At 63.2% G+C, this 21,073-nt stretch carries 23 protein-coding genes; 17 read left to right on the plus strand and 6 right to left on the minus strand.

The window, feature by feature from the left end:
• Positions 1 to 14: 14 nt before the first annotated feature.
• The gene (locus tag ATO7_RS14600) at positions 15 to 605 is read right to left on the minus strand and encodes a LemA family protein (protein WP_083563028.1); all 591 of its coding nucleotides are present in this window, start codon (positions 603 to 605) and stop codon (positions 15 to 17) included.
• Positions 606 to 672: 67 nt separating this feature from the next.
• On the opposite strand from ATO7_RS14600, the gene gorA reads away from it, so the two are divergent.
• Complete coding sequence (gene gorA, locus ATO7_RS14605; protein WP_083563030.1) at positions 673 to 2,004, plus strand: glutathione-disulfide reductase; 1,332 nt, start codon at positions 673 to 675, stop codon at positions 2,002 to 2,004.
• Between the two features lie 3 nt (positions 2,005 to 2,007).
• On the opposite strand, the gene ATO7_RS14610 is transcribed toward gorA, so the two are convergent.
• On the minus strand, positions 2,008 to 2,496 hold the full coding sequence (locus ATO7_RS14610) for a hypothetical protein (protein ID WP_083563032.1): 489 nt from the start codon (positions 2,494 to 2,496) through the stop codon (positions 2,008 to 2,010).
• Between the two features lie 108 nt (positions 2,497 to 2,604).
• Complete coding sequence (locus ATO7_RS14615; RefSeq protein ID WP_083563034.1) at positions 2,605 to 3,075, minus strand: hypothetical protein; 471 nt, start codon at positions 3,073 to 3,075, stop codon at positions 2,605 to 2,607.
• A 155-nt stretch (positions 3,076 to 3,230) separates the two neighbouring features.
• Between ATO7_RS14615 and ATO7_RS14620 the strand changes: the two genes are divergently transcribed.
• Complete coding sequence (locus tag ATO7_RS14620) at positions 3,231 to 4,250, plus strand: AraC family transcriptional regulator (RefSeq protein ID WP_083563036.1); 1,020 nt, start codon at positions 3,231 to 3,233, stop codon at positions 4,248 to 4,250.
• Here ATO7_RS14620 and ATO7_RS14625 read toward each other — a convergent pair.
• The gene (locus ATO7_RS14625; protein ID WP_169712870.1) at positions 4,247 to 4,630 is read right to left on the minus strand and encodes a GFA family protein; all 384 of its coding nucleotides are present in this window, start codon (positions 4,628 to 4,630) and stop codon (positions 4,247 to 4,249) included. The genes ATO7_RS14620 and ATO7_RS14625 overlap by 4 nt on opposite strands.
• Positions 4,631 to 4,695: 65 nt before the next feature.
• Here ATO7_RS14625 and dapF point away from each other — a divergent pair, with 65 nt between their 5' ends.
• From dapF to ATO7_RS14685, 12 genes are all read left to right on the plus strand, one after another.
• The gene (gene dapF, locus ATO7_RS14630; protein WP_083563040.1) at positions 4,696 to 5,523 is read left to right on the plus strand and encodes a diaminopimelate epimerase; all 828 of its coding nucleotides are present in this window, start codon (positions 4,696 to 4,698) and stop codon (positions 5,521 to 5,523) included.
• Positions 5,520 to 6,218 (plus strand): DUF484 family protein, encoded by a 699-nt coding sequence (locus ATO7_RS14635; protein ID WP_083563042.1) that lies wholly within the window; start codon positions 5,520 to 5,522, stop codon positions 6,216 to 6,218. The genes dapF and ATO7_RS14635 overlap by 4 nt, the downstream gene beginning before the upstream one ends.
• Complete coding sequence (xerC, locus tag ATO7_RS14640; RefSeq protein ID WP_083563044.1) at positions 6,199 to 7,089, plus strand: tyrosine recombinase XerC; 891 nt, start codon at positions 6,199 to 6,201, stop codon at positions 7,087 to 7,089. The genes ATO7_RS14635 and xerC overlap by 20 nt, the downstream gene beginning before the upstream one ends.
• A gap of 114 nt (positions 7,090 to 7,203) precedes the next feature.
• Complete coding sequence (gene hslV, locus ATO7_RS14645) at positions 7,204 to 7,767, plus strand: ATP-dependent protease subunit HslV (RefSeq protein WP_083563046.1); 564 nt, start codon at positions 7,204 to 7,206, stop codon at positions 7,765 to 7,767.
• The gene (gene hslU / locus ATO7_RS14650; protein WP_240499492.1) at positions 7,760 to 9,109 is read left to right on the plus strand and encodes an ATP-dependent protease ATPase subunit HslU; all 1,350 of its coding nucleotides are present in this window, start codon (positions 7,760 to 7,762) and stop codon (positions 9,107 to 9,109) included. Before hslV ends, hslU begins: the two co-directional genes overlap by 8 nt.
• Before the next feature lie 15 nt (positions 9,110 to 9,124).
• The gene (locus ATO7_RS14655; protein WP_083563048.1) at positions 9,125 to 9,526 is read left to right on the plus strand and encodes a gamma-butyrobetaine hydroxylase-like domain-containing protein; all 402 of its coding nucleotides are present in this window, start codon (positions 9,125 to 9,127) and stop codon (positions 9,524 to 9,526) included.
• Between the two features lie 45 nt (positions 9,527 to 9,571).
• On the plus strand, positions 9,572 to 10,321 hold the full coding sequence (gene ubiE, locus ATO7_RS14660) for a bifunctional demethylmenaquinone methyltransferase/2-methoxy-6-polyprenyl-1,4-benzoquinol methylase UbiE (RefSeq protein WP_456238504.1): 750 nt from the start codon (positions 9,572 to 9,574) through the stop codon (positions 10,319 to 10,321).
• A complete protein-coding gene (locus tag ATO7_RS14665) occupies positions 10,321 to 10,950 on the plus strand; it encodes an SCP2 sterol-binding domain-containing protein (protein WP_083563053.1) in 630 nt (209 codons plus the stop codon). Before ubiE ends, ATO7_RS14665 begins: the two co-directional genes overlap by 1 nt.
• Entirely contained in the window at positions 10,947 to 12,587 is a 1,641-nt protein-coding gene (ubiB, locus tag ATO7_RS14670) for a ubiquinone biosynthesis regulatory protein kinase UbiB (protein WP_083563055.1), read from the plus strand. The genes ATO7_RS14665 and ubiB overlap by 4 nt, the downstream gene beginning before the upstream one ends.
• A gap of 37 nt (positions 12,588 to 12,624) precedes the next feature.
• A complete protein-coding gene (locus ATO7_RS14675; RefSeq protein ID WP_206044948.1) occupies positions 12,625 to 13,566 on the plus strand; it encodes a M24 family metallopeptidase in 942 nt (313 codons plus the stop codon).
• Positions 13,566 to 15,338 carry an SDR family oxidoreductase gene (locus ATO7_RS14680; protein ID WP_083563057.1) on the plus strand — a complete coding sequence of 591 codons (1,773 nt, stop codon included), beginning with the start codon at positions 13,566 to 13,568 and terminating at the stop codon, positions 15,336 to 15,338. The genes ATO7_RS14675 and ATO7_RS14680 overlap by 1 nt, the downstream gene beginning before the upstream one ends.
• A gap of 17 nt (positions 15,339 to 15,355) precedes the next feature.
• Positions 15,356 to 16,309, plus strand: a complete 954-nt coding sequence (locus ATO7_RS14685; protein WP_083563059.1) for a metal-dependent hydrolase — start codon at positions 15,356 to 15,358, stop codon at positions 16,307 to 16,309.
• A 71-nt stretch (positions 16,310 to 16,380) separates the two neighbouring features.
• Here ATO7_RS14685 and ATO7_RS14690 read toward each other — a convergent pair whose 3' ends face one another.
• Both ATO7_RS14690 and ATO7_RS14695 read right to left on the minus strand, forming a co-directional pair.
• Positions 16,381 to 17,694 carry a S41 family peptidase gene (locus ATO7_RS14690; protein WP_083563061.1) on the minus strand — a complete coding sequence of 438 codons (1,314 nt, stop codon included), beginning with the start codon at positions 17,692 to 17,694 and terminating at the stop codon, positions 16,381 to 16,383.
• Positions 17,695 to 17,835: 141 nt separating this feature from the next.
• Positions 17,836 to 19,041, minus strand: a complete 1,206-nt coding sequence (locus ATO7_RS14695) for a murein hydrolase activator EnvC family protein (RefSeq protein WP_083563063.1) — start codon at positions 19,039 to 19,041, stop codon at positions 17,836 to 17,838.
• 82 nt (positions 19,042 to 19,123) lie between these two features.
• Between ATO7_RS14695 and ATO7_RS14700 the strand changes: the two genes are divergently transcribed.
• From ATO7_RS14700 to ATO7_RS14710, 3 genes are read left to right on the plus strand one after another with little or no spacing between them, the layout of a single operon-like run.
• Entirely contained in the window at positions 19,124 to 19,516 is a 393-nt protein-coding gene (locus tag ATO7_RS14700; RefSeq protein ID WP_206044949.1) for a rhodanese-like domain-containing protein, read from the plus strand.
• A 37-nt stretch (positions 19,517 to 19,553) separates the two neighbouring features.
• A complete protein-coding gene (secB, locus tag ATO7_RS14705; protein ID WP_146680383.1) occupies positions 19,554 to 20,045 on the plus strand; it encodes a protein-export chaperone SecB in 492 nt (163 codons plus the stop codon).
• A gap of 32 nt (positions 20,046 to 20,077) precedes the next feature.
• Positions 20,078 to 21,070 carry an NAD(P)H-dependent glycerol-3-phosphate dehydrogenase gene (locus tag ATO7_RS14710; RefSeq protein WP_146680384.1) on the plus strand — a complete coding sequence of 331 codons (993 nt, stop codon included), beginning with the start codon at positions 20,078 to 20,080 and terminating at the stop codon, positions 21,068 to 21,070.
• Positions 21,071 to 21,073 lie beyond the last annotated feature (3 nt).

The following is a 21,073-nucleotide window of genomic DNA, read 5'->3' on the forward strand; positions in this document are numbered from 1 at the left end:
CGGTGATAAGCCCTCTAGGAGGAGAACAGCGAACGGATGTTGACGTCGGCCGTTTCGCTTTGCGAGAACTCGAGCAGATCAGCTGATTTGAAGCCCAGCATGCGCGCAATGATGACGTCCGGGAACTGCTCGATGCGGACATTGTTCAGGTTGACGCTTTCGTTGTAGAACTCACGCCGATCGGCGATCGAATTCTCCAGGCCGGTGATGCGGCCCTGCAGCTGCTGGAAGGCCTGGTCCGCCTTGAGTTCCGGGTAGGCTTCGGCGACGGCAAACAGGTTGCCCAGGCCCAGACGCATGGCGCTTTCCGCTTGCCCCACACCTTTCACATCGCCGCGTTGCCGGGCGTTCTGTGCATCGGCGCGTGCCTGCATGACCTTTTCCAGGGTTTCCTGCTCAAAGTCTTTGTACTGGCGACAGGTTTCAACCAGTTTGGGCAGTTCGTCATGGCGCTGCTTGAGCAGCACGTCGATGTTGCTCCAGGCTTTGGAGACGGCGTGCTTTAAACTGACCAGATTGTTGTAGATCACCACGGCGTACACCACGGCGGCGGCGATCAATCCCCAGAATACGAAGGTCGAAATGTTGCTGGCTCCCTCTTCCATGCCAATATCCCCGGTGGATGGAAAGGCCTGAAGTCTAGCACTGTGACTGCACAGCGAATGTGAATTTATGAAATACGATTATCTGGTTATCGGTGGCGGCAGCGGCGGTATCGCCAGCGCCCGGCGGGCGGCTCAGTACGGGGCTCGCGTGGCGGTGGTGGAAGCTGCGCAACTGGGTGGCACCTGCGTCAATGTGGGCTGTGTGCCCAAGAAGCTGATGTGGCACGCCGGGCAGCTTGCCCATGCGCTTGAGGATGCGCCGGGCTATGGTTTCGCGCCGCTGCAGCCTAGCCATGACTGGGCCAGGCTGGTGGCCGACCGCGAAGCCTATCTGCGGCGCCTCAACGGCATTTACGAAAACAATCTGAACAAAGATGCGGTGGACATCTACCGTGGTCAGGCGCGTTTTGTGAATCCGCACGAGGTTGAGGTCGACGGACAACGGATTGGCGGCGAGCATGTGCTGATCGCCACCGGTGGCAAGCCTAGTGTGCCGGATCTGCCCGGAGCCGAGCTGGGTATCACCTCGGATGGATTCTTTGCCCTGACCCAGCGCCCGCAGCGGGTTGCGCTGGTTGGCGCGGGCTATATCGCGGTGGAGCTGGCCGGGGTGCTACGGGCACTGGGCAGCGAGGTGCACCTGCTGGTGCGCGGCGACCATGTGCTGCGTCATTTCGATGACATTCTGTCGCACACGCTGACGCCGTACATGCAGGAAAGTGGCATCAACCTGCATCTGCAGACCTCGCCGCAGGCCTTGAGTCCGGCCGCTGACGGCGTGCGCGTGACGCTGTCCAGCGGTGACGATCTGGAGGTCGACAGCCTGATCTGGGCGACCGGTCGCAGGCCCAATCTGGATGGCCTGGAGCAGGCCGAGTTGGCGCTGGATGCCGGCGGCCACATTGCGGTTGATGAATGGCAGCAAACCAGCCAGCCGCAGGTTTACGCGGTCGGTGACGTGACCTCGGCGCCGGCCCTGACCCCGGTGGCCATTCAGGCCGGGCGGCGTTTGTCCGACCGCCTGTTCGGTGGCCAGAGCGAGGCCAAGCTTGACCATGATTGTGTGCCGACCGTGGTGTTCAGCCATCCGCCGATCGGTACCGTGGGCCTGAGTGAAGCGCAGGCGCGAGAGCGCTACGGCGACGCGGTCAAGGTTTACAGCGCTGAGTTCAAGGCCCTGCACAACGCCTTGCTGACCCACAAGCAACCCAGTGCCGTGAAGTTGGTGGTGGTCGGTGATGATGAGCGGGTGGTGGGTTTGCACAGCATTGGCCCGGGCAGTGACGAGATGCTGCAGGGCTTTGCCGTGGCGGTGAAGATGGGGGCGCGCAAGCGTGATCTGGATGACACCATCGCCATCCACCCGACCGCATCGGAAGAGTTGGTGACCCTGCGCTGAGCCTTATGCGCAGGGCAGGCCGCGCTCGGCCAACCAGGCCTGGGCATCCGCGGCATCGTGTTCGAACCAGCGCTGTGCCGAACCCAGGCGAAAGCTGTAGCCCCAGGCATCCATGTCGGCACAGCAGCGCCGGCGGCCAAAGCCGGGTATGCGCCCGGCCAGCACGATCTGCAGATAGCACACGGCGTTCTCTTCAGCATCATCGCCGCCGGCATCGGTGTGCAGGGTGGCGCGGCGCTGCGCGCCCATGCAGATGGCATGGCAGGCTTCATGCAGCAGCGAATGCAGCGGCGTGTCGCCACGCACCATGACCCGCGCGCCGATCAGGCCGGCTTCATCGTCGCCCCAGTAGCTGGCCGGGATGTCCTGGCCATCGGCGACGGATTCCACGCTCAGACCGAATGTGCCGAGCAAGGCGCGTACGCTGGCCTGCTCGGCATCGCGCCAGCGTAAGACTTTGGCCGTGTCTGTGGATGGCGGTGCGTCCGTCATGCTGGTGTCGGGCGAGGGCAAAAGCACAATTATGCCTTGCCCCTGACGGCCTGAGGGTGTCCAGGCACGGCTGACCCGCTGGCCCTGGGGTCAGCCGCGTGGTGCTGCTCAGAAGTGGCTGTTGGTGAAATCGTCGACGCTGACCTCACGCAGGATGGCGCCGCTGTTGCGGTCCACGAACTCGAACAGAATGCCGTCATCGGTCTGCATGCTGAAAAACAGCATCGAGCCCTGCGGGCCACCATATTCCATGTGCAGATCACCGGGCGGGTTTTTCGCCACGTGGCCCGGCTTGCGAATTTTGTGCACCGTTTCGGTGTCGCTCTCCTCGATCACGTGGTGCTCGCCCTGCAGCACCTGAACCGTGGTTGCACCGGTATGACGGTGGAAATGGCAGTAGCAGTCCGGCTCCCACTTGACCAGAAAGTCGGCCCTGCCCGCAGCCTGGTCGGTGCCCAGCGGCGCCACCCAATAGTCGACGCGGTAGCCCAGGGCTTCCGGCTCGAACAGGCGGTGCCATTTGATTTCCGACACCGGGTAAGGGGTCAGTCGGGATACGGTTTCGAGCAGTTCCTGCATGGTTTGAGTCTCCTTTGATGAATGCATGCCCGGTCGGGCGCCTTGTACTCTAGGAGGGGCGCGAGCGGCGGGCCTGCCATTTCGCGCCAGCCGGTTTGGGCGCGCCGGGAGATGGGTCACAATGGCCGCTTCGTCGCATTGCGGGGTGTCGTGTGATGTCCGAGTCCAAGCATGCTGGCGCCAGTACCGCCATGACCAAGGCCCGCTCGATGGGGCCGATTGCGGATGTGGTGAGGCGTGCAGGTGGCAGTCTGGAGCGCGTTTTCAAGCGGGCCGACGTGCCCCTGCGTCTGGCTTACGAGCCCGAACGCACCTTGCTGCTCAAGGATCAGCTGCGCATCGTCGATGGTGCCTCGCGTGAGCTGGATGATCCGGTGTTGGCGCTGCGGCTTTCCACGCAGGGCGGCCTGGCGGGCCTCGGCGCGTTTGGCAGTGCCGTGCTGTCGGCGCCAACGCTGGGCGATGCGATTGCCGCTGCCAACCGCAGCATCAGCACCGGCCTGCAGGCCGGCACCGCGATGACGCTGACACTCACCGGTCCGTGGGCGCACTGGAGCTATCAGGTCACCACCCCGGTTGATGTGGGGCGCAACAGCAACGAGTTGCTGGCCTATGGCTACATGCTGGACCTGCTGCGCCGTTACGCGGGGCCGGACTGGACGCCGCACTACGTGCAGAGTCGTGACGCCAGCGAGGCCCAGCGGCGCGTCGCACAGGCGCTGCTGAGCTGCGACCTGGTGCGTGGCGAGCTTGCCTCGGTGGTGTTTCCCGCGGCGCTGCTGGCGCGCACGCGCCCGCAGCTCGGCGTGGCGACCTGGCCGCAGGTTGCGCCGATTCCCGGTGAGGATGACATCGTGGCCTGCATCACCCAGGTGGTTGATCTGGCCGTGCTCGAAGGGACCGCCACGATCGACTGGGTCAGCCGGCACATCGGGTTGTCCGCGCGCTCATTGCAGCGCCATCTGAGTGCCCATGGTGTGGCTTTTCGCAGCGTGCTCAACACGGTGATTCGGCGGCGCGCCGAACAACGCCTGGCCGAGGGCGGGCGTGTCACCGATGTGGCTTTCGAACTCGGCTATTCCGATGCGGCGCATTTCTCCCGCGCCTTCCGGGCGCTGACAGGCGTGTCGCCGCGCCAGTTCCAGCGCAACTGCCTGAGCCAGGACGCGCGCTAGGCCGACAGGTGCTGCAACGACGCGGCGTGTGCTTCCCAGTTCTGTCCATCGAAGTCGCTGATGCGCACATCAAGCTGTCCACGTTCCTCGATGCAGTTCAGATTGAGGCTGATACCGTCGGGGTTGGAGCGCGGCACGTAATACGACTTGATCCCGCACTGCGCGCAGAACAAATGGCGGGCGACGCCGCTGTTGAAACGGTATTCGCTGAGCGCCGCCGGGTCGGTCAGCAGGGTGAAGTTGCGCGCCGCGACAATGAGGTGGACAAAACCGCAGGCTGCGCAGATCGAACAGTTGCAGCGCAGCGCTTCAAGCGGCTCGCTCAGCTCGGCGCGGTAGCGCACGGCGCCGCAATGGCATCCGCCGTGAATCGTGGTCATCGGGCTGGTCATCTCAAAGTGGCGCCAATCATGAGAAAATAGCTCAGAACTTACCAGGATCGATCATGAAGCTCCCTTTCGCCAAGATGCAGGCACTGGGCAACGACTTTGTCGTGCTCGACGGTGTGTCGACCCCGCTGACGCTGACGGCTGCACAGTGCCGCAAGCTGGGTGACCGCCGTTTCGGGGTGGGTTGCGATCAGATTCTGGTGGTTGATCCGGCGCCTGATGCGCAGGCGGATTTCGGTTATCGCATTTTCAACTGCGATGGCAGTGAAGTCGGCCAGTGCGGCAACGGTGCGCGCTGTCTGGCGCGCTTTGTCGAGCGTCAGGGCCTGTCCACGGCGCGCGCCATTCAGGTGGCCACGCGCACCACCCGCATGAATCTTGAATTGCTGGAACAGGACTGGGTGCGTGCCGAGCTGTCGCGACCCGAATTTCAGCCGGCGCGTATTCCATTGGATGTGCCGGCGCAGGCGGAGCGCTACACCCTGGACAGCCCGGTGGGCATGGTCAGCGGTGGCGCGGTCAGTGTGGGCAATCCGCATTTCGTCATCGAGGTCGATGACGTGGCACGTGCTCCGGTGCAGCAGTGGGGTGAGGCGTTGACCCGTCACGCGGCTTTTCCTGAGGGCGTGAATGTCGGTTTTGTCGAGCGTGTGGCCGCGGATCACCTGCGTTTGCGGGTCTTTGAGCGCGGTGTGGGCGAAACGCCGGCCTGTGGCAGCGGCGCCTGTGCGGCCGCGGTGATACAACGGGTGTGGGGGCACACCGAAGCGCGGGTGCGGGTCGACCTGCCTGGCGGGCAATTGCGTATCGCCTGGGATGAAGGCCAGAATGTTTTCATGGAAGGCCCGGCTACGTGGGTTTTCGAAGGGGAGATTGAGTTATGACGCGACCGGAAGTACTCCCGGTTCCGCCGTCCGAGGACGAAGAAAAGGCCATGCTGGACTTTCTGGCGCGCACGCCGGATTTCTTCATTCGTCACGCCGAGGTGCTGGCCGAAATGCCAATACGCCACGGCAGCGGCGGTGCGGTGTCCTTGATCGAGCGTCAGGTGCGTGTGCTGCGCGACAACAACCAGCGCCTCAATCAGCGTCTGGACGAATTGCTGCACACCGCGCGGGACAACGAGCAGCGCGTTAAAAGCATGAATCAGCTGGCCGAGGCCCTGATCCGTGCCGACAGCCTGGCCAGCGTGGTGGCCGGATTGAGCAGCGTGCTGCACAACGCATTTTCGGTCGAGGCGGTTCGCGTGGCCTTGTTCGACACCAAGCCCGACAGCGACAACGGTGTGATCGCGCTGCAGCGCGATGCCCTGCCGGAAGCGCTGAAAGACTTTTTCCGTCAGGGGCAGGTGGTCTGCGATCGCATTGATGCGCCCCTGCGTGAACTGATGTTTGGTGATCACGAGGAGTTGCAGTCGGTTGCGCTGGTGCCGCTCGACCGGGCCGACTGTCTGGGCCTGCTCGCGCTGGGCAGCACCGACCCGGATCGCTTTACACCGAACATGGGCAAGCTGTTTCTGGAAATGACAGCCAACCTGTGCGCGGCGGCTCTGCGCTTTCATGGCCAGCGCGACGCTTGAGCGTTTCCTCGCCCACCTGACCCATGAGCGGCGCTATTCGGCGTTGACGCTCAAAGCCTATCGCCGCGATCTGGACGAGTTTGTGGCGCATGCGCGTGCCTGCGGGCGCGACGAGGCCGCCTGGGATCAGGCTCAGGTGCGCGCCTGGCTGGCTGATCAGCACCGCCAAAAGCGCAGCCCGGCTACGATTCAGCGCAAGCTCTCCGCCTTGCGTAGCTTTCTGGCCTATCTGGTCAATGAGGGTGTGCTGGCGCACAACCCGGCCGATGGCGTGCGCGCGCCAAAAAAAGCCCGGCCCTTGCCCAAGGCGCTGGAGGTGGATCGGCTGAGCCATTTTCTCGACAACATGCCGCGTGATGATGCTCTGGCCCTGCGCGATCGGGCCGTGCTTGAGCTGTTCTATTCCAGCGGTTTGCGTCTGGCTGAGCTGGCCGCCCTGGATTGCGCCACGGTTGAGCGAGGGCGCAGCTGGCAGGTGACTGGAAAGGGCGGCAAGACGCGCATGATTGCGGTTGGTGAAACCGCCATGAGAGCGATTCGCGACTGGCTGGCCGTGCGCGGCGAACTGGCGGATCCGGCCGAGACTGCACTGTTCGTAAGCAAACGTGGCGGACGTCTATCGCCGCGTGCCATCCAGCAGCGCATGGAGGTGTGGGGCCAGCGGTTGGGCCTGGGGCAACACCTGCATCCGCATATGCTCAGGCATTCCTTCGCCAGCCATTTGCTGCAATCCGGCGGCGATCTGCGTGGGGTTCAGGAATTGCTCGGCCATGCCAATCTGAGCACCACGCAGATATACACCCGGCTGGACTATCAGCATCTGGCCCGGGCCTACGATGCGGCACATCCGCGGGCACGCCGAAAACCCTGATGGCCTGCCCCTGCGGGCGAACCGACACGCTGACAGACGGTCGCAATAAGCGGGTGACTTGAACGCGCGGCCGTCGCCCTCACATTCAATTCTCTTTGCAAGCAGGATGGCGTTTTGGAGCAATTCCGCGGAACCACGATCTGCTGCGTTCGACGCGGCAGCCAGGTGGCCCTGGCCGGGGACGGGCAGGTCACGCTGGGCAACACGCTGATCAAGGGCAATGCGCGCAAGGTGCGCCGGCTCTATCACAACAAGGTGCTGGCCGGCTTTGCCGGTGGCACGGCCGATGCCTTCACGCTGTTCGAACGCTTCGAGGCCAAGCTGGAAACGCACAGCGGCAATCTGGTTCGCGCCGCGGTCGACATGGCCAAGGACTGGCGCACCGACCGGGCCTTGCGGCGTCTGGAAGCGATGCTGATCGTGGCGGACACAGAAGCCACCCTGATGATTTCCGGCACCGGTGACGTGATGGAACCGGAAAACGAAGTCATGGCCATCGGCAGCGGCGGCAGTTTTGCCCAGGCCGCAGCGCTGGCGCTGTGCCGCAACACCGATCTGCCGGCTGAAAAGATCGTGCGCGAAGCGCTCGGCATCGCCGGCGATATCTGCATTTACACCAACAACAACCTGACTGTGGAAGTGCTTGACGGCGCCCGGTCGGAGGGCTCCCATGAGTGAGGTTCGTGACGAATCGATGATGACGCCGCGCGAGATCGTGCAGGAACTGGATAAGCACATCATTGGCCAGAGCGAGGCCAAGCGTGCGGTCGCCGTGGCACTGCGCAACCGCTGGCGGCGACGTCGCCTGGATGATGCGCTGGCCAACGAGATCACGCCTAAGAACATCCTCATGATCGGGCCGACCGGGGTGGGCAAAACCGAGATCGCGCGGCGCCTGGCACGGCTTGCCAATGCGCCGTTCATCAAGGTCGAGGCGACCAAATTCACCGAGGTTGGCTATGTCGGTCGTGAGGTCGACTCCATCGTCAAGGACCTGGCCGATACCGCAGTCAAGATGGTGCGTGAGCAGGAAATGGCGCGGGCCCGGCCCAAGGCCGAATTGGCCGCTGAAGAGCGCATCCTCGACGTGCTGTTGCCGCGCGCGCAGAACCACGAGCCGGACAGCCAGAACAGCGCCGAACAGGACAAGACGCGGCAGATTTTCCGCAAGAAGTTGCGCGAAGGTCAGCTGGATGATCGCGAGATCGAACTGGATGTGGCCAACCGCCCGGTCGGGGTCGAGATCATGGGCCCGCCTGGCATGGAAGAGATGACCAGCCAGATCCAGAACATGTTCTCCAACATGGGGCAGCAGCGCTCACGCCGCCGCAAGCTCAAGGTCAAGGATGGCTTGCGTCTGCTCATCGATGAAGAAGCGGCCAAGCTGCTGGATGAGGAGAAGATCAAGGCCGCAGCGCTGGAAGCCGCTGAGCAGAACGGGATCGTGTTCATCGACGAGATCGACAAGGTCTGCAAGCGTGGCGAAGTGGTCGGTGGCGATGTCTCCCGCGAGGGTGTGCAACGTGATCTGCTGCCGCTGGTCGAAGGCTGCACCGTGACCACCAAGTACGGCACCGTGCGCACTGATCACATGCTGTTCGTGGCATCCGGCGCTTTTCACCTGGCCAAGCCTTCGGATTTGATCCCCGAGTTGCAGGGGCGTTTGCCGATCCGGGTCGAACTCAACGCGCTAACCGCCGACGACTTTACCCGCATCCTGACCGAACCGGACTTCGCCCTGACCGCACAGTACACCGCGCTGATGGGCACCGAGGGCGTGACCCTGAGCTTTCAGGACGATGGCGTGCGTCGCATCGCCGAGATCGCCACCGAGGTTAACGCACAGACCGAGAACATCGGGGCGCGGCGTCTGCATACCCTGATGGAGCGGCTGCTTGAGGAGATTTCCTTCCGCGGACCGGATTCCGAGGGCGAAAGCGTGGTCATCGACAAAGCCTATGTGGATGAGCGCCTGTCCGGGCTGGCTCGCGACGAAGACCTGTCGCGCTACATTCTGTAGCGCGCCGGGCCGGGCATGAGCAATATACCCAAGACCCTGCGTCTGCAGCAGGGTGGGCGACGGCTGCAGGTCGAGTTCAGCGACCGTGATCCGGATCTGTTCGACGCCGAGTTTCTGCGCGTCTATTCGCCCTCGGCCGAGGTCCAGGGGCATGGTCTGTCCGAGCCCCAACTGGTCGGCGGCAAGCAGGATGTGAGCATCCGCAAGATCGAGCCGGTCGGGCGTTACGCCGTGCGTCTGATTTTTTCCGACGGCCACGACACCGGCCTGTACACCTGGGACACCCTGCGTGACTACGGTGAGCGTCAGGAGTCGTTGTGGCTGCGCTATCTGGAGCGGATCGAGGCGCAAGGCATGTCGCGGGTCGAGTCGGAAAATGTCATGCCGCTGTCGGCCTTGCGGCCGAAGGTGCCCTGAGTCCCTCAAGACCAGTAAACTGACCCCTTTTTGCACAAGCGGGCAGTGATGAACCAGAAAACCACCCATTTCGGTTACGCCGAGGTCGACTGGAACGATAAGGCCAGTCGGGTTTCGCAGGTGTTCGATTCGGTGGCAGGACGCTACGACGTCATGAATGATCTGATGTCGATGGGCGTGCACCGGGCGTGGAAGCGTTTCACGGTGGATCTGGCCTGTGTGCAGAAGAATGACCAGATTCTTGATCTGGCAGCGGGCACCGGCGATCTGGCTTCGGCCATGGCGGCCCGGCTGGGGCCGCGTGGTTCGATTACCCTGGCCGATTACAACTACGAGATGCTCTCGCGCGGGCGCGATCGCATGATCGATGATGGCTACGCCGGGGTGGCCCGTTGCGCCCAGGCCGATGCCGAGGCGCTGCCCTTCGCCGATGACAGTTTCGACTGCATGACCATCGGTTTCGGCTTGCGCAACGTGCGTGACAAGGACAAGGCGCTGCGTTCCATGCTGCGGGTGCTCAAACCCGGTGGCCGGTTGCTGGTGCTGGAGTTTTCCAAGCCGACCAATCCGCTGCTGTCCAAGGCCTACGACACCTATTCGTTCGAAATCCTGCCGCGCATGGGGCAAGCGGTGGCGGGTGATGCCGAAAGTTACCGCTATCTGGCCGAATCGATCCGCATGCACCCGGATCAGGACACGCTGCAGTCAATGATGAACGCGGCGGGTTTCGAGCGAACCCAGTACTACAACCTGACCGGCGGCATTTGCGCTGTGCACCGCGGTTACAAATTCTGATGGCCCTGTTGGATCAGGCCCTGGGGCCGCTGGAAATCGTCATCAACCGGGCCTTGGCCAGCAGTCCGGAGGCGCTTGCCGCGCTGCAGGATGCGGATCAGCCGGTGGCGCTTGAGTTGCGTGATCTGGGTTGGGCGTTCCGCATGACCCCGGTCAGCCACGGCCTGCAGCTGAGTCCGGGGGGCGAGCCGGCCCGGGCCGGAGTCAGCACGTCGCTGGTTGGTCTGGCGCGGCTGGCGGCGGGTGAAGACCCGCGAGCCATGGGTGAGGCGTTGCGTCTGAGTGGCGATGCCGAATACGCCGACACCGTGCTGGGTGCCCTGCGCGCCGCGCGCATCGATCTTCAGACCGAGCTGCGCAGCCTCATGCAGCCGCTGCTCGGCAGCCAGTTGGGCGGGCAGCTGGGTCAAGGTTTGCGTGGTTTGCTCGACTTTGGTCGTCAGGGCGTGCGTGAACTGCTGCTGGGCCGCGCGCCGGCAAGCGATGCGCCTGACCAGACCGGCGGCGAGGCCGCCGACCCGGCTCAGACCCGTGCCTGGATGGATGATGTGGATGAGGTTGCGACGGCGGTGGATCGCCTGGAAGCGCGTATCAAACGGCTCGAATCGGCCATGGATGATCCGGCATGAGCGACTGGCGTCAACTCGCGCGGTTTTGGCAGATCTGGCGCGTATCGCGTCGTTATGGACTTGATCAGTTTGTCGGGCGACGCCCCAACAAGCGCTTCGCCAAGCCGCGCGGCGAGCGGGTGCGGCTGGCGCTGGAGGAACTCGGTCCGGTCTTCATCAAGTTTGGCCAGGCGCTCTCGACCCGGCCGGATCTGCTGCCGGATGACATCGCAGCCGAGCTGAGCCTGCTGCAGGATGCCGTGCCGCCATTTCCCGGCCAGCAGGCACGGGAGCAGGTTGAAGCGGCCCTTGGGCAGCCGGTCGGTAGCCTGTTCGCCTTTTTTGACGAAAAGCCCCTGGCCTCGGCTTCGGTGGCGCAGGTGCATGCCGCGCGTTTGCCGGACAACCCCGATGGCACGCCGGGCATGGATGTGGTGGTCAAGGTCCTGCGCCCGGGTATTGAAAAGGCCGTGCGCAAGGATCTGGCGCTGCTGCACTTTCTCGCCGCGCTGGCCGAGCGTTTCGGCCCGGACGCCGACCGTCTGCACCCGCGTGAGGTGATCAAGGAATACGAGAAAGTCATTCTCGACGAGCTCGACCTGATGCGCGAGGCGGCCAATGCCAGCCAGCTGCGCCGCAACTGGCTGGGTTCCGATCTGATTTACCACCCGCTGGTGTTTTTTGATCTGACCCGCAGCGACGTGCTGGTGATGGAGCGCCTGTACGGGCACAACATCGACGAAGTGGCTGCGCTGCGCGCTGAGGGGGTGAATTTTCGCGAGCTGTCCGAGCGTGGTGTGGAAATCTTCTTCCGCCAGGTGTTTCGCGACAACTTCTTTCACGCCGACATGCATCCGGGTAATATTTTCGTGGATGCCAGCAACCCTGAAAAACCGCGTTATCTGGCCCTGGATTTCGGCATCGTCGGCAGTCTGAATCCGTCTGATCAGCGCTATCTGGCGGAAAATTTCCTGGCCTTTTTCAATCGGGACTATCGCCGCGTGGCGGAACTCCATCTGGAGTCAGGCTGGATTCCCGATGATGTGCGTGTGGACGAATTCGAGTCGGCCATACGCAGCGTTTGCGAGCCGATCTTCAACAAGCCGCTCAAGGACATTTCCTTTGGCATGTTCCTGATGCGGCTGTTCCAGACCGCACGGCGCTTCCGCATGGAAGTGCAACCGCAACTGGTTCTGCTGCAGAAGACCCTGCTCAATATCGAAGGTCTGGGGCGGCAGTTGTATCCGGAGCTGGATCTGTGGAAAACGGCCAAGCCGATCATGGAGGACTGGATGCGTCAGCGGCTCAACCCGCTGAACGGTCTGGATGATCTGAAGGCCCATCTGCCAGCTATCGTGGAGACGCTGCCCGATCTGCTCAAGCGTTTGCAGCAGGACTGGCCGCCGGCCGAGTTTGCCGCCCAGACGCGTGAGCTCAAGGCGCTGCGCCAGGATCTGGCCGAACAGCAGTCACGCAACCGATGGGCACTGCTTGGTGGTTTGCTGTGTCTGGGCGGTGCGGTGATTCTGGGGCTGGACGGGCGCGGGCCGGCGCGTATCGCCGACCTGCCGCTGGCCAGCTGGGTGCTGGGCAGTCTGGGGGTGTGGTGTTTCGCCCGGGCCACGTGGTTGAACTTCAGCCGTTCCGGGGCGCGTTGAGCAGCAAATTCGCTGATAAATCAAAACCATAATAACTGTGCCATTGACGAATGGCATGGTCGGCACTATCGTGGTGCGCTGCATCAATGAGGCGACGACGATGGAAAATGCTTCACCTGCACTGAAAGAGGGCGATCTGGCCGGTTTTCGGGCCGCCCAGCGGTTGGCCTACGATTGTGCCGAAGCCACCGCATCCGACATGCGGCCTGGCATGACCGAGCGCCAGGTGGCCGCGCGCATGAAAGCATGGCTGGTCGAGCACGGCGCAACCGATTGCTTCCATGAGCCGTTTGCCTGGTTTGGTGACCGTACGGCGTTTCGTGGTCTGATCGGCATCAAGCAGCTGGGTGGATTCAACCCGGCGTTCTACCCGGGACTGCGCCGACTCGAGCGCAACATGCCATTCATTCTGGATTGCGCACCCACCCTCAACGGCTACACCGCGGATATCGGCTATTGCGGCGTGATTGGCGAGAACGCCACGCTCGATCAGTTGATGGACGATCTGCTCGAATACCGCATGCTGATTCTGGAGCTGGTCCGGGCGCGACGTCCGCTGGCCGAGATCAGTCGTGCCGTGGATGCGCTGTGCCAGCGTCACGGCTATGAGCCCCGTCACAAGGCCTATCCGTTTGAAACACTGGCCCATCGCATCGAAATCCTGGATGACGACGGCAAGGACGCGCACCTGACCATCGCCAATTTCGGCGTGCGCAACATCAGCGAACTGGTGCGCGACCGGGTGCGTGGTGCACGCGAAGGCTGGAACCCGATCTGGAATTCCTCGGCCAAATCCGAGCATGCGCCCACCCCTGGGCTGTGGGCGGTCGAGCCGCATCTGGGCTTTCGCGATGTCGGCGCCAAGTGGGAAGAGCTGCTGGTGGTGACCGAGGACGATGCCTTCTGGCTGGATGATGATGTGCCGCAGGTGCGGCGCTGGAAACAACGCGGCCTGTGGCCGCTGGAACAGGCTGCGTAATGACAATGAAAGTGGATATGAACGTCACCTCGGGTGACGTGAATCTGGCCGTGTATCGCTGGGGTGCGGCAGCGCGTAAGGGCACCAAGACCAAGCCGGTGATTGTGCTGGTGCATGGCTACCCCGATAGCGCCAGCGTCTGGGCGGGCACCGCCGAGGCCTTGTCCCAGCGCTACCAGGTGGTGGCCTACGATGTGCGGGGCGCCGGTCGCTCCAGCCGTCCGCAGGACACCTCGGCTTACCGTCTGGAGCATCTGGTCGAGGATCTGGCTGCCGTGGTCGACGCCGTCAGCCCGGATCAGCCGGTGCATCTGGTCGGTCACGACTGGGGCTCGATCCAGTCCTGGGAGGCGGTGACCACGCCGCGTCTGGCAGGTCGCATCGCCTCCTACACCTCGATGTCGGGTCCCAGTCTGGATCACGCCGGAATGTGGCTGAGAGCCCGCTTGGCCAGCCGTTCGGCGACGGACAAGGCGGCTGTCCTTAAACAGCTGGCCCATTCCTGGTACATCGGCGCTTTCCATTTGCCGGTGCTGGCGCCGGCATTGTGGAAGGTTGCCGGCAACGCTTTGTGGCCGGCCATGCTGGCGCGGGTCGAAGGCATCCGTGACGCGACCGCCAATCCGACCCAGGCCGAGGACGGCGCCCACGGCGTCAAGCTTTATCGGGCCAATGTCGGCGAGCGCTTGGGCAAGCCCCGTTTGCGCACCACGGACATTCCGGTGCAGCTGGTGTTTCCGCGGGGTGATCATTTCATGATCGAAGAGATCTGGGATGACCTGCCGCGCTGGGTCCCCAATTTGTGGCGTTGCGATGTCGATGCCGGACACTGGCTGCCGGTGAGTCACCCGCAGCTGGTGGCCGACAAGATCGCGCGTTTTGTCGACTTCGTGCAAAGCGGCAAGCAGCCTGCCGATCTGCAGCGGGCCCGGATCACGGCGCCAGGGCGGCCGCGCCGCCACGCCGGCAAACTGGTGCTGATCACCGGTGCCGGCTCCGGCTTCGGGCGTGAAACTGCGCTGGCCTTTGCCGAGGCTGGCGCTGATGTGATCGCGGTGGACATCAACAAGGAGGCGGCCGAGCGCACCGCAACCCTGTGTCGCCTGAGCGAGGTCAGTGCCTGGGCCAGGGTGGTGGATGTCGGCAACGCGCGCGCCATGCGCAGTCTGGCCAGCTGGGTGGGCAAGGAGTTTGGCGCGGTTGATGTGGTGGTCAACAACGCCGGTATCGGTCTTGCCGGCTCGTTTTTCGACACCAGCGATGCTGACTGGGACAAGGTTCTCAAGATCAATTTGGGCGGTGTGATTCAGGGCTCACGTCTGTTCGGCGCACAGATGATCGAGAGCGGGCGCAGGGGCCACATTGTCAATGTCGCCTCGATGGGCGCCTACACACCGGCTCGCTTCATGTCGGCCTACAACACCAGCAAAGCGGCGGTGCGCATGCTCAGCGATTGCCTGCGTGCCGAACTGGCTGAACATGACATTCATGTGGCCACGATCTGCCCTGGACTGTCGATCACCAACATCACCCAGAGCACCCGCTTTGTCGGCGTCAGTGAGGCCGAACAGCAACGCAAGCAGAGCGATGCAACACGCTTGTATCAGCGGCGCAATCTCAAGCCGCAGGCGATCGCCCGCTCGATACTCAAGGCGGTGGAGCAGCACAGCGCTGAAGTCCCGGTCGGCGTGGAAGCACACGGCAGTCGCCTGTTGTCGCGGCTGGTGCCGGGGCTTTCGCGGCGTCTGGCGCAACTGGATCTGGAACCCTGAGCACGGAGAAAACAACAATGAGCGTGACTTCCATCGCAGCGGCGCGGCGCGCCCGCCCCACTTCGCCCAAGGTGTCGAAAACACCGGGTTCGCTGGTTCATCGCAAGGTCGAATTCGACTGGTCGCAAACCCCGCTGGAATGGATTCCCGGCAGTCCGTTTGCCAGCCATTTCATCAATGAGATCAACTTGCTGCTTCCGGCTGGCGAGTTCTGGTTCTGCAAGATCTACAACAAGGCCCTGCCGTACATCACCGACGAAAAGCTCAAGGCCGACGTGCAGATGTTCGTGCGTCAGGAGGCCATGCACGCGCGCGCCCACGGCGCCGCCATCGTCGAGTACCTGAATGCCCACGGCATCGAAACCAAGAGCAATACGCGGCAGGAGGACTGGTTGTTTGAAAGCTTGCTCAGCGACGAGCCGATGGGCATCAAGTTGCCCAAGTTCGCGCAAAAAGAGTGGCTGGTCTTCCGGCTGGGCATCGTCGCCGCGATTGAGCACATGACCTGCGTGCTCGGCAATTACGTGCTGCGCAACACCTCGTGGGATGAAGCCGGTGCCGACCCGGTGCTGCTCGACCTGCTGCGCTGGCATGGCGCCGAAGAAGTGGAGCACCGCTGCGTGGCGTTTGACGTGTATCGCCATCTGGGCGGTGGTTATGCCTCACGGTACTACCTGGCCTCGATCGCCATGCCGGCGGTTTACGGGCTGTGGGTGCACGGGGCCGCGCACCTGATGAAGCAGGATGAGCGTTTCAAAGCCAAGAAGCCCAGCGTGTTCAAGCCATGGATCTGGATGCAGTGGATGCGCGAGGTGAAAACCGGACACCTGCCGTCACCGTTCTGGCTGGCGCTCAAGGAACTGCCGTTCTTCAGTCCATGGTATGACCCGGTCAAGGAAGGTTCCACCGAAGAAGCGCTGGCCTACCTCAACAGCTCGCCTGCGGCGGCGCGGGCCGCGGCGATGGCTTAGTGGTCACGCACCTGAGATTGATGGTCTCGACGGCACCGCTGGCGTGTTGGCCAACGGTGCAACCTTAAGCTCTAGCGCGATGCGCTCATGATGCTCAGACCCTTGAGCAGGTTGAGCGCTTCGTACAACGCGTAGTCGGACTCGGCCAGGGACAGTTCCTCGTCATCCTTGCCGGCTTCCAAGGCGCTGGCGGCTTCGGCCTCATTCTCGTTATCGAGACGGTTGTTGAGGTCAGCTTCGGTGATCGGGGTGAACGATTGCTCACGCTTGCTCACTTCCAGTGAACGGATGTTGACATCGGGTTCGATGCCTTCGGCCTGGATGGAGCGACCGTTGGGCGTGTAATAGCGCGCTGTGGTCAGCTTGATGGCCGCGTTGTTGCGCACCGGCACGATGGTCTGCACCGAGCCTTTGCCGAAGGTTTTGCGCCCGGCGATCACCGCGCGCTGGTGGTCCTGCAAAGCGCCAGCGACGATTTCCGAGGCCGAGGCCGAGCCTTCATTGACCAGTACCACGATCGGTTTGTCGTACAGGGCATCGCCCGGCTTGGCGGTGAATTCGCGCAAGGCGCTGTCATGGCGACCCTTGATCGATACCACCGTGCCGCTTTCAAGGAAAATGTCAGACACGTCGACAGCGGCGGTGAGCACGCCGCCCGGGTTATTGCGCAGGTCGAGGATGATGCCGCGCAGCTTGTCGTCAGCTTCCTGGTTGAGCTTGTTCAGCTGTTTCTCTACCGATGCAGCGGTGTTGCCGGAGAAGGTGGAGATGCGCAGATAGCCGTAGCGCGGCTCCAGCATGCGCGAGCGCACGCTCTCGACCTTGATGATGTCGCGGGTGATGTTGACCTTGAACGGCTGGGCGCCGCCTTCACGCATCACCAGCAGATCGATCTTGGTGCCGGGCTTGCCGCGCATCATGCGCACCGCTTCGCTCAGGGTCATGCCTTTGACCGGCTTTTCGTCGATGCGCACGATCAGGTCGCCCGCCTCGATACCGGCGCGGCTGGCCGGGGTGTCGTCGATGGGCGAGACCACGCGCACGAAACCGTTGTACATCTGCACTTCAATACCCAGACCGCCGAACTTGCCGGAGGTGGAAATCGACATTTCCTTGTATTCCTCGCTGTCGAGGTAGGCCGAGTGCGGGTCCAGGCCGTCGAGCATGCCGCGGATGGCGTGTTCGATCAGTTCCTTGTCGTCGATGTCCTCGACGTAATTGTCTTTGACCTGGGAAAGAATTTCGGCAAACGCCTGAAGCTCCTGCAACGGCAGACTGGCCGGGCTACTTTCGCGGTCGGCGAAAACACCCTGGGTCAGGGTGATGGAGGCACCCAGCAGAACGCCGGTGGCCATCAGTGCAGTAGCTTTGAACTTGGTTGCCATAGTGAATCTTTTCGTGCGCGCTGCCCGGGGCGCGGCTGTCGCGGATAACGGGCGTTTGGACTGCGAGAGAGCGGGAAAAATTCCGGCTTTCCGGAAGAACGCCCAACATTACCACACAAAAGTGTGAAGAAACCGTTGTTTTCAGGGGTTTGCGGCGCGTAGCCAGCGGATGGGGTTATGCGTTTTCCGACCCTGGCGAATCTCCAGATAGACCCCGGGCTTGTCGTGTCCACCGGTGTTGCCGGCCTGGGCCAGCGATTCGCCCGCCTTGACGCTGTCACCCACCGCCTTGTTGGCCGTCTGATTATGCCCGTACAGGCTGAACCAGCCTTCGCCGTGGTCGACGATCACCAGCAGGCCGAAATGATGCATCCAGTCCACGTAGACCACCCGTCCGGAGGCCACTGCACGCACTGGCGCGCCCTCATCAGCGCCCAGCCACAGTCCTTTCCACCTGGTTTCGCCGTCGGCTTTCAGGCTGTTGTAGCTGGCCAAGGTCGGGCCTTCGACCGGCCGGAACAGCTGGCCTTTCAGATTGGCCAGATTGCCACTGAGCGACGGCAACTGAGTCTGCTTGAGCGCAGCACTGAGTTGCTCGATGAGTTGCTCCAGACGGGCTTGCTGATTGCGCAGGTCACGCAATGTGGCGCCGCCGGCGCCGAGCCGCGACTGGACTTCGTCGAGCAGGGCCTGGCGTTGCTGACGCTGCGTCTGGATGCCGGCCAGGGCCTGCTCGCGACTGGTTTTCAGGGCCTTGAGTTCATTCAGCGCCTGGGCCGCTTCCTTGTTCTTGGTTTCCAGCTGGGTCAGGGTCGCTTCGAAGGCCATGATGCGCTCCTGGTAAGCGCGCTGGAAATATTCCAGATAGACCTGCATGCGGGCCAGGCGGGCAGGGTCATGCTGGCTCAGCAGCATGCGTGTGCGCGCCTGGCGCCCGATGATGTAGGCCGCACGCAACTGTGATTCCAGGGCCTTGTAATGCCCGCTGAGTTCGCTTTGCAGCGCTTTGCGTTCCGCTTCGAGACGCGCGCTGCGGGTTTCCGCCGCGCGCAGATCGCGGGTCACCGTGCGGGTGGCTTCGCGCAAGCTGGCCAGGCGTTGCTCGATGCGTTCGATGTCCTGGCTGAGGCTGTCCTGGGTCTGCTTGTCGCGCTCAACCTGCGCGGCAATGCTCTGGATGCGCGCCTTGAGGGAGGCCAGTTCCGCTTTTTTTTGCGCCAGATCGCCCTGCGCCGCGAGTTGCAGTGGAATAAGGAGGAGGGCGAAAACGAACATGCGCATGGCGGCGCGCATGTTCGCATGAGCCTTGACGGATTTCATCTTGCGCAACGGTCGGGCGGGTTTCATGCGTGAGCCTCAGAGGCGATAATGGCGGTTTTCCCGCGCGATGTCCTTCATGCAGCAGTTCAGCGAATTTCTTGGTAACCACATGCTCCTGGCTGGAGCCCTGCTGGCCATACTGGTGGCGCTTATTGCCAACGAACTGGTGCTGATCCGCCGCGGCGGGCGTCGGCTGGCACCGTCCGATGCGGTGCGCCTGATCAACGACAAGGATGCGCTGATCGTGGATCTGCGCGCGGCCACCGACTACAAGCGCGGTCACATCGTTGATTCGCGCAACATTCCGATGGCCAAGCTGGATGATGAAATCAAAAGCCTGCGCAAACACCAGAGCAAGCCGATACTGCTGTGCTGTGCGCTGGGTTCGAGCGCAGCCCAGGCCGGTGTGAAGCTGCGTGCTGCCGGCTTTGAAGAGGTTTACCCCATGTCCGGCGGTATCAATGCCTGGCAGAACGCCGGCTTGCCGCTGACCACCAAATAAACCGGCGTTCGCGCCATACCGTTTCACAGGATTCAACGTGACAGACAAAGCTTCGCAAGACGCCGCTGCAGCGCCGGCCACCGGCCCGCAGGTGGTGATGCAGAAAATCTATCTCAAAGACTGCTCGGTCGAAATTCCTGGTGCGCCGCTGGTGTTTACCAAGGAGTGGAAGCCGAAGATGGACGTGCAGATCAACACCGATGTCAAAGGTGTTGCCGACAGCACCCATGAGGTCACCCTGTCGGTGACCGTGACCGCCAAGCTGGACGACAACACGGCTTATCTGGTGGAGGCGCACCAGGCCGGAATTTTCGTGTTGCGCGGCTTTGCCGAGAAGGACGATCAGCGGCCGGTGCTGGGCGCCTATTGCCCCAACGCCTTGTTCCCGTATCTGCGCGAGACCGTCAGCGACCTGATTCAGCGCGCCGGGTTTCCGCAGTTCCTGCTCCAGCCGGTCAACTTCGACGCGCTGTTTCAGGAATATCTCAAGCAGCAGCAGGCCGGAGCGGACGGCGCGGCCAAGCACTGAGCCGTAACCATGCGCCACAGCGGAGAACGGGCATGACTCAGATCGCAGTTTTCGGTGCGGGCTCCTACGGCACATCGCTGGCCATACAGCTGGCCCGCAACGGTTGCGACACCTTGCTGTGGGGGCGCGATGCGGCCCAGCTCAAGCAGCTTGCCGCCGAGCGCGTCAATCAGCGCTACCTGCCGGGTTGCGATTTCCCCGCGCGTTTGCGCGTGGCGGAAAGCCTGGAGCAGGCTGCGGCAGTGTCATTCTGGCTGCTGGCCGTGCCCAGTCATGCGCTGGGTCCGCTGGTCGATACGCTCAAGCCGCTGGCCACGGGGCCGCGACGTGTGGCCTGTGCCAGCAAGGGTTTTGAACCCGAAACCGGCCGCCTGGCCCACGAGGTTGTGGCTGACGGACTCGGGCGCGTGCCGTTTGCGATTGTGTCCGGGCCGACCTTTGCCAAGGAGGTCGGGCGCGGCTTGCCCTCGGCCATCACCATTGCCTCACGCACCCCCGGGTTTGCCGCAGAAACCGCTGATGCGCTGCATGGGCCGGGTATGCGCGCCTACACCTCGGATGACGTCATCGGTGTGGAAGTTGGTGGCGGGGTCAAGAACGTCATTGCCATTGCGGTCGGCGCCGCTGACGGCATGGGCCTGGGCGCCAACACCCGCGCGTTGCTGATCACCCGGGGCATGCGCGAGATCATGCGCCTGGGTGAAGCCATGGGAGGTCAGGCGGAGACCCTGATGGGGCTGTCGGGCATGGGCGATCTGGTGCTGACCTGCACCGATGATCAGTCGCGCAACCGGCGCCTGGGCAAGGCCATCGGCCAGGGCCGTGACGTGGATGCGGCGCAGCAGGAGATCGGCCAGGTTGTCGAGGGCGTGCGCAACGCCGTCGAGGTCAATCTGCTGGCCACCCGCTACAAGGTCGAAATGCCGATCAGCCAGCAGGTCTACCGTGTGTTGCATGAGGGTGTGGCCGTGCGTCAGGCCTTTTACGAGCTGTCCTCGCGCCCGCCCGGGGCCGAGTCCCGCTAAGTC

The sequence above is a fragment of the Oceanococcus atlanticus genome, assembly GCF_002088235.1.
Lineage (GTDB): Bacteria > Pseudomonadota > Gammaproteobacteria > Nevskiales > Oceanococcaceae > Oceanococcus > Oceanococcus atlanticus.